The sequence below is a fragment of the Streptomyces sp. NPDC046862 genome (genome assembly GCF_040704615.1).
GTDB lineage: Bacteria > Actinomycetota > Actinomycetes > Streptomycetales > Streptomycetaceae > Streptomyces.
Genome location: NZ_JBEYXP010000079.1, coordinates 21,759 through 33,874 on the forward strand (window position 1 = coordinate 21,759; position 12,116 = coordinate 33,874).

Sequence of the window (12,116 nt, forward strand, 5' to 3'; positions counted from 1 at the left end):
GCCGCGTCGTATCCTCTTCGGACATCGCTGCCGAGCCCGGCCGGCGAACGGCACCACCCCCGCCCGTCTCCGGAACAACAAGAGCTCGTCAGTTCGTTGAGCAACGAACGCCTTCATTGCGTTGTGCATCGTTGTACGACGACGCTTTAACAGAACCCTGGGATCTCGTTTGACACTGGTCCTATGGGTCCCATGACCGCACAGCGACCGCCCCTCGGGGGGCGACGTGGCCGTTCGACTGGAGTTGCATTGGCCGGGCGCATCGAAGACTACGCACTCATCGGAGACATGCAGACAGCCGCGCTGGTCTGCCGGGACGGCACGGTGGACTGGCTGTGCCTGCCCCGCTTCGACTCCCATGCCGTCTTCGCGGGGCTGCTCGGCACCGAGGAACACGGTTTCTGGCGCCTCGGCCCGGCCCACGCGGTCGACGCCGAGCCGCCGACGGCCTCCAGAAGGACGTACCGCGGCGACTCGCTGATCCTGGAATCCGAGTGGGACACGCCGCGCGGCACGGTCCGAGTGACCGATTTCATGCCGCCGCGTGACGGCGCCCCTCAACTGATCCGGATCGTCGAGGGCGTCAGCGGCCGGGTGCCGATGCGTTCCGCGCTGCGGATGCGCTTCAGTTACGGCCGTGTCGTGCCGTGGGTGCACAAGCACGAGGGCCGGACGGTGGCGGTCGCCGGGCCCGACAGCGTGTGGTTCGACACATCGGCCGAGACCTACGGAAAGTCGCTCACGACGTACGCCGACTTCACGGTGGCGCCGGGTGAGAAGATCGCCTTCACGATTTCCTGGCAGCCTTCTCACAAGGAGCCGCCGGGACTGCCGGAGCCGGAGCAGTCGCTGGAGGCGACGGAGGAGTTCTGGCGCGAATGGGTCGAGCACTGCACGTACCACGGCCCGTACCGCGAGGCCGTGATCCGCTCCCTCATCACCCTGAAAGCCCTGACGTACGCCCCCACGGGCGGCATCGTGGCGGCCCCCACCACCTCGCTCCCGGAGCACATCGGCGGCGTCCGCAACTGGGACTACCGCTACACATGGCTCCGTGACGCGGCGATCACCCTGTCGTCGCTGCTGCGCACCGGCTACCGCGAGGAGGCCCGCGCCTGGCGCGAGTGGCTGCTGCGGGCCGTGGCCGGCGACCCGGAGAACCTGCAGATCATGTACGGCATCGCGGGCGAGCGCGAGCTGGGCGAGGCCGAGCTGGACTGGCTGCCCGGCTACGAGGACTCGGCGCCGGTCCGCGTGGGCAACGGCGCGGCGCACCAGCTCCAGCTGGACGTGTACGGCGAGGTCACCGAGGCCCTGCACCTGGCCCACATGACGGGCCTGGCCCGCAACGACTACGCGGCCCTGCTCCAGCTGAAGCTGATCCGCTACCTGGAGGACCACTGGGACGAGCCGGACGAGGGCATCTGGGAGGTGCGGGGCCCGCGCCGCCACTTCGTGCACTCCAAGGTCATGGCCTGGGTCGCGGTGGACCGCACGATCAAGCTCATCGAGTCCGGCGACGCGGACGGCCCGCTGGAGAAGTGGCGCGAGCTGCGCGACGACATCCACCGGGACGTGTGCGAGCGCGGCTACGACAAGGAGCGCAACACCTTCACGCAGTCGTACGGCTCGAAGGAGCTGGACGCCTCGCTGCTGCTGATCCCGCAGGTGGGCTTCCTGCCGCCGGACGACAAGCGGGTGATCGGCACGATCGAGGCCATCCAGCGCGAGCTGTCGACGCCGGACGGGTTCATCCTGCGCTACCCGACCTCGGGCGAGGACGAGGGCGTGGACGGGCTGCCGGGCGACGAGGGCGCGTTCCTGGCCTGCTCGTTCTGGATGGCGGACGACCTGGCGATGATCGGCCGGGTCGACGAGGCCCGCAAGCTCTTCGAGAAGCTGCTGTCCCTGCGCAACGACCTGGGCCTGCTCGCCGAGGAGTGGGACCCGGAGCTGAAGCGCCAGGTCGGCAACTTCCCACAGGCGTTCAGCCACGTTCCGCTGATCGACACGGCACTGCGGCTGACGGCTTCGGGCGCGTACGGAGGCTGACGCCGAACCGGCACACGCTGTTTCAGCGCGTTCCGGCGATGAGCACGAGGCCGTCAGGCGGACTGATCCAGTCCGCCCGGCGCTTGAGGACGAGGCCGTCAGGCCGACTGCTCCAGCCCGTCCGGCGCTTGGGGACGAGGCCGTCAGGCCGATGCGGGGGTCTGGGGGCGGCAGCCCCCAGGGGACGGGACGGGTAGGGGCGGCGGGGGCGAAAACCCAAGCCCCCCGCCCAGCAGGCGACGCCGGGCGCGACCGCGCCTAGCCTGAGAAGAGTCCTGTCCCCGCACGAGAGGGGGCGGCTGCCATGGCTCCCCTCGGCAAGGCGCGTGCGGCGCTGGCCGCACTGCGCGACGATCTCGCCGGTGAGGTCCTGGCCCCCGGAGACCCGGGGTACGACGACGCCCGGAGCGTCTTCAACGCGATGATCGACCGGCGGCCCGCCGTGATCGCGCAGTGCGAGACACAGGACGACGTGGTGCGCTCGGTGCGCTTCGCCCGGGACCTCGACCTGAACATCGCGGTGCGCGGCGGCGGCCACAGCGTGGCGGGCATGGCGGTCAACGACAACGGGCTGGTCATCGACCTGCGCCGGATGCACGCGGTCACGGTCCACCCGGGGTCGTCGAGCGTACGGGTCGAGGGCGGCGCCACCATGAGCCACCTCGACCGCGCCACCGAGCCGTACGGCCTCGCCACCACGGGCGGCCGGGCCTCCACAACGGGAGTCGGAGGCTTCGTGCTGGGCGGAGGGAGCGGCTGGCTCGAGCGCGCGTTCGGGCTCGCGGTCGACAACATCCTCGGCGTGGAGCTGGTGACCGCGGACGCCCGTACGGTGCGGGCGACGGCCGAGGAGAACCCGGAGCTGTTCTGGGCACTGCACGGCGGAGGCGGGAACTTCGGCGTCGCCACCGCGCTGACCCTCCGGCTGCACGAACTGCCCGCCTTCGCCATCGCCCTGGTGCTGTACCTGCCGGCACACGGCCCCGAGGCGGTCCGTGTCTTCCGTGAGGTGATGGCAACCGGCCCACGGGAGGCGGGCGGAGGCGTGATCTACCTGACCGGCCCGCCCGAGGAGTTCGTCCCCGGGCATCTGGTGGGGAAGCTCGCGTGCGCCGTCCTCCTGACCTACGCGGGCACCGAGGACGACATGCGCAAGGTCGCCCAGCCTCTGCTGGCGCTGCCGCACGAGACGGAGATCGTCCAGGCCATGCCGTACGCGGACGTCCAGTGCATGATCGACGACCCGCCGGGGATGCGGAACTACTGGTCGGCGGAGTACGTGCGGGGCCTTCCCGACGACCTCGTGGACGTCTTCTGCGCCCTCGCCGACACGATGCCCGTCCCCACCGGGACGCAGCAAATACTGTTCCCGCAGGGCGGCGCGATCGCCGACGGGCCCGCCGAGTTCCCGGTGCCCTACCGGGACTCGGCATGGGTCGCGCACCCCTTCGGGATCTGGGAGGAGCCCGTCGACGACGAGCGCTGCATCCAGTGGGTACGGGACGTGCGCGCCGAGGTCCGGCCGTGGAGCACCGGCGCGACGTACCTCAACTTCATCGGCGAGGAGGGCACCGACCGGGTCGTGGCCGGTCTGGGGCTCGAGAACACGCGAAGGCTGGGCAGGGTGAAGGCCGCCTACGACCCGGACAACGTCTTCCGGTTCAACCACAACATCCCGCCGGATCCCCGATGAGGCCCCCGGCGCCGTAGGAGCGGGGGCGTACAGCCGTAGGAGCGGGGACGTTCCTGCAGGTAGCGTCCGCTGCATGGACAGCCACAGGGACAGCCGACCCGACCCCCGAGGCACCCACCAGGGCGGTGGCATCACCGTGCAGCGCGCCCTGGAGCTGCCGGGGCTGCGCAGTGGGCTGCCCGAGGTCCTGGCCGGGGCCGACCGGCTCCAGCGGACGGTGCGCTGGGTCCACGCGGGCGAGGTTCCGAACATCGCCTCGCTGCTCAAGGGCGGCGAGCTGCTGCTGACCACGGGCTACGGGCTCGGCACCCGGCCGGCCGACCAGCGGGCCTTCGTGCGCACCCTGGCCGACCGTGGCATCGCCGCGCTCGTGGTCGAGCTCGGCACCCGCTTCACACGCCTGCCGGCCACCCTCGTGGAGACCGCCCGCACGGCCGGCCTGCCGCTGGTCCAGCTCCACCGCGAGGTGGCCTTCGTGACCGTCACGGAGGAGATCCACACCGAGATCGTCAACGGCCACTACGCGCTGCTCCAGCGGGCCGAGGAGGTCCACCGGCGCTGTACGGAGGCGCTGCTGGGCGGAGGCGGGGTGCCCCAGGTGCTCGCGATCATCGCCGAGTTCAGCGGCATCCCGGTCTTCCTGGAGACGGCGGACGGACAGCTCCTGTACGCCGCCGGCGCCGGGCCCGGGAACACCGACCCGCTCCAGGTATGGGAGGGGTTGCGCGGCCACCACCAGGACGAGCCGCCCACGGGCACGACCATCGTCGACGTACCGGGCGGCGGCCCCGGAACGGGTGCGGTACGAGCTCGGCTGGTGCTGCTGCCCGTCGGCGAACCCGTGGCCCCCGTGCACCGGATGGCCGCCGAACGGGCCGCGGACATCCTGGCGGTCGTGCTGATGCAGGCCCGCCAGGAGGAGGAGCTGGCCGCCCGTGGGCGTGGCGACTTCCTCACCGACCTCGCCGAGGGCCGCGTCGCCGCGGAGGACGCGCCCGCGCAGGCGCGCGTCCTGGGCTTCAAGCCGGGGAGCGGTCCGCTGCTGCCGGTGGTGATGCGCCTGGCCGACGGTCCGTCACCGACGGGCGGGGGCTGGGCGGTTCTGGCTCGCGCGGTGGCCGAGGAACTGGCCTCGGTGGGGGTTCCGGTGCTGCTCGGTGTCCGGCCCGTCGAGGGCCGGGTGCCGCTGCTGCTGGGCCTGCGCGCGGAGGCGGAACGCCCGGCGGTGGCGGACCGGGTCGCTGCGGCGCTGCGGGCGGGTGTGGAGCGCGCGGGCGTCGGGCCGCCCGGGGCCCGGCCGCCCGTGGTGGTCGTCGGTGTGGCCGGGAGCTGGGCGGCCGCCTCGGCGGGACTGCGGCACGCGGCCGAGACGGCGACGGCGGCGCACGGGCTGCCGGAACGCCCCTGGCACGACGCCCGCCGCCTGGACATCGACCTGCTGCTGTGGCGGCTGCGCGACCATCCCGACCTGGCGGCCTTCGTCGACCGCGCGATCGGACCCCTGCTCGACCACGACGCCCGCTCCAAGCCCCCGCTGCTGCCCACGCTGGAGACGTATCTGGCCCACACGGGCCGCAAGGCGGAGACCGCCCGCGAACTCCACCTCAACCGGCAGACCCTCTACAACCGCCTCGCCCGCATCGGTGAACTCCTGGGCACGGACCTGGACGACCCGCAGACGGTCCTGACCCTGAGCCTGGCCCTGCGGGCCCGCAGACACGTGCCGTAGGGCATACGTGCAAAGGCATACGTGCAAAGGCATACGTCCCGCCGGGCGGACTAGGAAAGCGGCCTGGGCCGGGTCAACTCGTCGTAGACGCTGAGCACCTGGGCCACCGTCTCGTCCTCGGTCGGCCAGGTGGCGGTCTGCCGGGCGCCCCGCTCCTTGAGGAGGTCCCGCCGGCCGGGATCGTCGAGGAGCCGTACGACGGCCTCTCCGAAGGCCTCCCCGTCGCCGTGCGGGACGAGTTCGGCCGCGTCGCCGACCAGTTCGGGGATGCCGGGGGCGTCCGCCGCGACGAGCGGCACGCGTGCGTGGAGGGCTTCCTGGGCGAGCACCGACCGGGCCTCCCAACTACTCGGCAGGAGCGCGAGGTCCGCGGCGGCGATCAGCTCACCGACGTCGTCGCGCCGCCCCAGCAGCCGTACGGGCAGTTCCTCGTCCTCGATGCGCCGTTGCAGCACGGGCCGCAGCGGCCCCTCCCCCGCGACCACGAGCAACGGCACGGGGTCGAGCCCGCGCCAGGCCCGCGCGGCGTCCAGCAGCGTCTCGTGCCCCCGAAACCGTTCGAGCGTGCCGACGGCCATGAGCAACGGGCGGTCCGTCGCACCGACTTCGGCCCGCGCCTTGGACAGCGACAGATGGGGGTCGTCGCCGACGGGGCGTGGCGCGGGAAGGGCCACGGCGGCGAGGCGCGCGTCCCGGGCGCCCCGGCTGCGCGCCCTGTCGACGAGGTCGGAGGTCGTCCCGAGCACGACCGACGCGGCCCTGGCGACCCGCCGCTCCAGCATCCGCAGCAGATGCCCGCGGGCGCCCTCGGCCTGCGCGCGCGAATGCCACGTCACCACGAACGGCACCTGCCGTCCACTGAGCGCGAGCGAGGCCCGGAACGCCGCGTGCAGCCCGTGCGCGTGCACCAGGTCGGCGTCCGCGCAGGCCATCCGCAGCGCGGTCACGGAGGCCGGGTCGCTGCTGCGGGGCACGGGAACGTGCACGGCGCCCGCACCGGTGAAGTCGTACGCCCGGTCAGCCTCGCCGGGGGCGCACACGGTGACCCGGACACCACGGGCGGCGAGCCCCGAGGCCAGGGACCGCACGTGCACAGAACTGCCCGCGCTGCCGCCGCCGAGCACTTGCACGGTGCGCAGCGGCGACTGGCCGTGCGGTGAGTGGCTGCTCACGTGGCCGGGGCTCCTGGTTCGGCGTCGGGTCACGTACTAGGTCAAGAATGCCAGGCCATAAGGAAGTTCCGGCACCAGGGATACGGCACTCCCGCACCACCATGGGCAACCCGGCCACACCAGGTCACCCACACGAGTGATCTCCCGTACGTTGTTGCCCCTCCCGTCCCACCGGCACCTCACCGACTCCTCACAGGGGCTCAAAGAAGCGCACCACCTGAACAAAAGCCTCACGGCGCCCGCTCAAATCGAGCCCCTCCGGCGTTTGAGGAGTGGTGGCCCGGGGGCCGGCCCTCGGAAAGGGGTCCGGGGCGGAACCCCGAATGGGGGCGGGGGTCCAGGGGGGCGCAGCCCTCTGACCGGGGTCGAAGGGGTGGAGCCCCTGGGGATGGGACGGGTAGGGGCGGCGGGGGCGAGAAAACGCCAGGCCGAACCGGCCACACGTCCGCGCCCGCCACCGCCACCGTCACTGCCACTGCCACTGCCACCGCCACTGCCTCAAAAAGGGCCCCTACCCGTCCCCCCGAGCCGCCGCCAGCAGCTCCTCCGCGTGGGCCCGCGCCGTCTCGGAGTCCTCCTGCCCCGCCAGCATCCGCGACAGCTCCCGGATCCGCTCCTCGCCCTCCAGCACCTTCACACCGGACCGCGTCACGGACCCGTCGTTGGTCTTCTCCACCAGCAACTGCCGGTCGGCGAACGCGGCCACCTGCGGCAGATGCGTCACGACCACGACCTGCGCGCTCTTCGCCAGCTTGGCGAGCCGCCGCCCGATCTCGACCGCGGCCTTGCCACCGACACCGGCGTCGACCTCGTCGAACAGGTACGTCGGCACGGGATCGGTCCCGGCGAAGACCACCTCCACCGCGAGCATCACCCGCGACAGCTCACCGCCGGAGGCCCCCTTCGCGATGGGCCGCGGCGGCGCCCCCGGGTGTGGGGCGAGCAGCAGCTCCACCTCGTCGGCACCGGAGGGCCCGTACGCGACCGCACGCCCACCGACCTCGACACCGTCCGGGTCGTCGGTCTGCCGGATCGCGAACGACACGCGCGCGTGCGGCATGGCCAGCGAGGCCAGCTCCGCGGTCACGGCCGCCGCGAACCGCTCCGCCGCCTCCGTCCGGGCATCCGTCAGAGCCTGCGCGAGCCCGCCCAGTTCCGTCCTGAGCCCGTCCCGCTCGGCGGTCAGCTCCCCGATCCGCTCGTCGTCACCGTCCAGCTCGGTCAGCCGCCCGGCGCTCTGCTCGGCCCACGCCAGCACGGAGGCCACGTCCTCCCCGTACTTCCGCGTCAGCGCGGTGAGCGCGGCCCGCCGCTCCTCGACCGCCGCGAGCCGCAGCGGATCCGCGTCCAGGTCGTCGGCGTACCCGGCGAGCTCTCCGGCCACGTCGCCCAGCAGGATCCCGATCTCCCCGATCCGGTCCGCGAGCGCGGCCAGCGCGGGATCGTGCGACCGTACGGCCTCCAGTGCCCGGTGTGCGCCCGCGACGAGCGTCGAGGCGTCCACGCCCTCGGGGTCCTCGGGATTGCCCGCGAGAGCGGCGTGCGCGGCCGTCGCGGCGGACGCCAGCGCCTCGGCGTGCCCCAGCCGCTCGGCCTCCTCGGCCAGCTCCACGTCCTCGCCGGCCCGCGGCTCGACGGCCGCGACCTCGTCGAGGCCGTAGCGCAGCATGTCGGCTTCCTGGGCCCGTTCCCGCGCGCGCGTGGTGATCTCGTCCAGTTCGGCGGAGATGGCGCGCAGCCGGCGGTATGCCTCCGCGTACTTGGCGAGCGGCACGGCCACCGCGTCCCCGGCGTAGCGGTCGAGCGCCTGCCGCTGCCGCGTCAGCTTGAGCAGCCCCTGCTGGTCGGTCTGACCGTGCACGGCCACCAGCTCGTCGGCCAGCTCCGCGAGCACGCCCACCGGCACGGAACGCCCGCCGAGGTGGGCCCGCGAGCGCCCCTCGGCGGAAACGGTACGGCTGATCAGCAACGCCCCGTCGTCGAGTTCGGCCCCTGCCTCCTCCGCGCGTACGGCCGCCGAGGCGTCCACGGGCACACTGACCCGCCCCTCCACGACCGCGCTCTTGGCCCCGATTCGCACGAGCGCCGGGTCCGCGCGCCCGCCGAGCAGCAGGCCGAGGCTGGTGACCACCATGGTCTTGCCCGCACCCGTCTCACCGGTGACGGCGGTGAACCCGGGTGACAGCTCGACGACAGCGTCGTCGATGACTCCAAGCGACCGTATCCGCATCTCCTCCAACACGGAGAAGACCATACGAGGTCGGGGCCGAGGAGTGCGAGGTGCCCTGTCACCCGGGGGAGTGGCAGCGCCCCGACCCGGGCACCCGGGCACCCCACGGTCGAACCGGCTAGTGCGGCGCCCCCCGCCACCCGGAAACGGGCAACGCGAACTTCGCCACCAGCCGATCGGTGAACGAGGCATGGTGCAACCGAGCGAGCCGCACCGGCACAGCCCCCCGCCGCACCTCCACCCGCGCCCCCGGCGGCAGCTCCACTGTCCGCCGCCCGTCGCACCACAACACACCAGGCGGAATGTGAGGCAGAACCTCCACAGCCAGAACAGAATCCGGCGACGTCACCAGCGGCTTCGCGAACAGCGCGTGCGCACTGATCGGCACCATCAGCAGCGCCTCGACCTCCGGCCACACCACGGGCCCTCCGGCGGAGAAGGCGTACGCCGTCGACCCGGTAGGCGTGGACAGCACGATCCCGTCGCAGCCGAACCCCGTCACCGGCCGCCCGTCGATCTCCAGCACGACCTCCAGGAGCTTCTCGGCCCCCGCCTTCTGCACGGCGGCCTCGTTCAGCGCCCAGTCGGTGTGCACGATCTCGCCGTTGCGGTGCACGACGACGTCGACGGTCATGCGCTCCTCGACCTCGTACGCCTTGGTCACCACCCGGTCGACGACCTTGTCCAGGTCGTCCCGTTCGGCCTCGGCGAGGAAGCCGACGCTCCCGAGGTTGACGCCGAGCATCGGCACCCCGGAGGCGCGGGCGAACTCCGCGCCGCGCAGCAGCGTGCCGTCGCCGCCGAGCACGATGAGCAGCTCACACCCTTCGAGGCACTGGGGCGTGGCCTCCTTGACCAGCTCCACCTCGTCCGGCAGCGGCAGGTCGCGCGCCTCGTACTCCAGGACGCGCACGCCGAGCCCGGAGCGCAGCAGCCCCTTGACCACGAGTTCGGCGCTGCGGATGGCCGCCGGCCGCCCGGTGTGGGCGAGCAGGAAAACAGTACGAGCTCGGTTCTGTGTCAACGCGGCCCCTCCGCCACTGCACGGTCAACGTCGGCCGGATCCAGCGCGGGTGCCCCGGCTCGCAGCCACAGAAAGTACTCGACATTGCCCGAGGGTCCGGGCAGCGGGCTGGCGGTCACACCGCGCACGCCGAGCCCCGACTCTCCCGCCTTCTCGCCCACTGAGCGCACCGCCTCGGCGCGCAGCTGCGGGCTGCGTACGACTCCACCACTCCCCAGCCGTTCCTTCCCCACCTCGAACTGCGGCTTGACCATCATCACCAGATCGGCGTCCGGCTTCGCGCACCGCACCAGGGCGGGCAGCACCAGGCCGAGCGGGATGAAGGACAGATCCCCCACGACAAGATCCACAGGCTCCCCATCGATCGCAGCGAGCGTCAACTCGCGTACGTTCGTACGGTCCTTGACGGTGACGCGTTCATCACTTTGGAGAGACCACGCAAGTTGTCCGTATCCGACGTCGACGGCGACGACGTGCGCGGCGCCCGCCCGCAGCAGGACATCGGTGAAGCCGCCGGTGGACGCGCCGGCGTCCAGGGCCCGCCGCCCCTTGACCTCCAGCCCCTGCGGGACGAACACCTCCAGGGCACCGGCGAGCTTGTGGCCGCCGCGTGAGACGTAGTCCGGATCGCTGTCGTCCTGCACGACCACGATCGCGGCGGCGGTCTCCACCTGGGTGGCGGACTTGGTGGCGACGGTCTTGCCGACGGTCACGCGCCCGGCGGCGATCAGCTGGCCGGCGTGCTCGCGCGAGCGCGCGAGCTTGCGACGCACGAGCTCGGCGTCCAGACGGCGGCGTGCCACTCCTGCCACGTTCGGTTCAGCTCCTGTGTTGGTACGAGGGTTGCTGGGACGAGGGTTGTTGCTGCGAGGGTTGCTGGTACGAGGGTGAGGGCGCCGGAGGCCCCGGGCGGGAGTCGAGCGCGGTCAGCGCCTCACGCAGTCCCCCGTGCACATCCTCGTACACCTCTACGTGTCCGTCGGTGGCGAGGTGGTCGGCGTCCCCCAGCCGGTCGAGGGCCGCGTCGACGTCGGCGTCGCCCGTGGGGGTGCGGGGCACGCCGAGCGGGGCCGGTGCGGCCGGGTCGTGCTCGGCCCCGCCCTCGGGCTCCGGCTCGGGCACGACGGGCTCCGTGGCCCCCTCCGGCGGGGCCTCGGCCTCTGGCACAGAGTCGCTCATGCCCCGACGCTACCGCGAAGCCCCTGGGTACCGTCGACGAAGCCCTGGGGTACCGTCGGTCGCGATGGCCACGATTGAGGAGTGCCGCAGCGCACTCGACAAACTCTCGGAGAACCTCGCGGGCGCCGACGGCGACGTCCGCGGCGCCGCCGCGCTCGACCGCTCGCTCAGCTGCCGCATCACCGACCTGGACGTCACCTTCGTCGGCCGCCTGACGGACGGCCGGATCAAGGTGGAGGACACGCTCCAGGGTCCGCCGCGGGAGAAAGCCGACATCCGCCTCACGATGACCGGCGACGACCTGGTCTCCATGGTCAACGGCGAGCTCAACTTCGCGAAGGCCTGGGGCTCCGGCCGAGTCAGGCTGGAAGCGGGCCTGCGCGACCTCCTGCGCCTCAGGAAGCTCCTGTAGCGGGCCGCCGTCCCAGCAGCCCTCGACGGCCACCGCCCGGGGCCAGGAGACCTGGCGGCCGCCCGGGCGGAGACCACGGCGACGGGCCCAGAGATCAGCGTGCCTCGGTGGCTGGTAACCAACCGGTCCAGGAGACCGCGGCGGCGGCCCCTGGAGTCCGGGGGCCTCGGCGGCGGCCGACCGAGGGTGCAGAAGACTTAGGCAGCGGCCACCCAGGACCAGCAGACCACACCAGCGATCACCCGAAGGCCGAGAGACGGTGGTGACGGCGGAGCCGGGGCCAGAAGACCTCGGTGGCGACCGGCCGAGGTCCAGCAGACCCCGGCAGCGGCCGACCGAAGGCCGGTCAGCCCACGGCAGCGACCGGCTCAGGACCAGGAAACCTGGTGACGGCCGGGCGGAGGCCAAGAGACTCCCGTGACGGCCGACCGAAGGCCAGGAAACCTCCGTGGCAACCCGCCACAGACCAGCAGACCCCGGCAACCCCGCCCCAGGGCCAGCAGACCCCGGCAACGGCCGACCGAAGGCCGTCAGCCCACGGCAGCGACCGGCTCAGGACCAGGAAACCTGGTGACGGCCGGGCGGAGGCCAAGAGACTCCCGTGACGGCCGACCGAAGGCCAGGA

At 72.6% G+C, this 12,116-nt stretch carries 9 protein-coding genes; 4 read left to right on the forward strand and 5 right to left on the reverse strand.

All coding sequences use genetic code 11. The features are described from left to right. Nucleotides 1-249 precede the first annotated feature (249 nt). The 3 genes from AB0959_RS48745 (at nucleotide 250) to AB0959_RS48755 (ending at nucleotide 5,474) form a co-directional block, all read left to right on the forward strand. On the forward strand, nucleotides 250-2,052 hold the full coding sequence (locus tag AB0959_RS48745) for a glycoside hydrolase family 15 protein (protein ID WP_366833420.1): 1,803 nt from the start codon (nucleotides 250-252) through the stop codon (nucleotides 2,050-2,052). A gap of 304 nt (nucleotides 2,053-2,356) precedes the next feature. Next, nucleotides 2,357-3,745, forward strand: coding sequence for an FAD-binding oxidoreductase (locus AB0959_RS48750; RefSeq protein ID WP_366833421.1), 1,389 nt, complete (start codon nucleotides 2,357-2,359; stop codon nucleotides 3,743-3,745). 73 nt (nucleotides 3,746-3,818) lie between these two features. After that, nucleotides 3,819-5,474, forward strand: coding sequence for a PucR family transcriptional regulator ligand-binding domain-containing protein (locus AB0959_RS48755; RefSeq protein WP_366833422.1), 1,656 nt, complete (start codon nucleotides 3,819-3,821; stop codon nucleotides 5,472-5,474). A 50-nt stretch (nucleotides 5,475-5,524) separates the two neighbouring features. Here the strand turns inward: AB0959_RS48755 and AB0959_RS48760 are convergent, their stop codons facing one another. The 5 genes from AB0959_RS48760 to AB0959_RS48780 all read right to left on the reverse strand — a co-directional run bounded on the left by AB0959_RS48760 (nucleotide 5,525) and on the right by AB0959_RS48780 (nucleotide 11,079). After that, on the reverse strand, nucleotides 5,525-6,646 hold the full coding sequence (locus AB0959_RS48760) for a glycosyltransferase family 4 protein (RefSeq protein WP_366833423.1): 1,122 nt from the start codon (nucleotides 6,644-6,646) through the stop codon (nucleotides 5,525-5,527). A 511-nt stretch (nucleotides 6,647-7,157) separates the two neighbouring features. Next, the gene (gene recN, locus AB0959_RS48765; RefSeq protein WP_366833424.1) at nucleotides 7,158-8,900 is read right to left on the reverse strand and encodes a DNA repair protein RecN; all 1,743 of its coding nucleotides are present in this window, start codon (nucleotides 8,898-8,900) and stop codon (nucleotides 7,158-7,160) included. A gap of 94 nt (nucleotides 8,901-8,994) precedes the next feature. Beyond that, nucleotides 8,995-9,900, reverse strand: a complete 906-nt coding sequence (locus AB0959_RS48770) for an NAD kinase (RefSeq protein ID WP_131558862.1) — start codon at nucleotides 9,898-9,900, stop codon at nucleotides 8,995-8,997. Continuing rightward, nucleotides 9,897-10,712: a TlyA family RNA methyltransferase gene (locus AB0959_RS48775; RefSeq protein ID WP_366833425.1), complete on the reverse strand. Its 816-nt coding sequence runs from the start codon at nucleotides 10,710-10,712 to the stop codon at nucleotides 9,897-9,899. The genes AB0959_RS48770 and AB0959_RS48775 overlap by 4 nt, the downstream gene beginning before the upstream one ends. Nucleotides 10,713-10,719: 7 nt before the next feature. Beyond that, complete coding sequence (locus AB0959_RS48780) at nucleotides 10,720-11,079, reverse strand: hypothetical protein (protein WP_366833426.1); 360 nt, start codon at nucleotides 11,077-11,079, stop codon at nucleotides 10,720-10,722. A 64-nt stretch (nucleotides 11,080-11,143) separates the two neighbouring features. On the opposite strand from AB0959_RS48780, the gene AB0959_RS48785 reads away from it, so the two are divergent. Continuing rightward, nucleotides 11,144-11,491, forward strand: coding sequence for an SCP2 sterol-binding domain-containing protein (locus AB0959_RS48785; protein WP_366833428.1), 348 nt, complete (start codon nucleotides 11,144-11,146; stop codon nucleotides 11,489-11,491). Nucleotides 11,492-12,116: the final 625 nt, after the last annotated feature.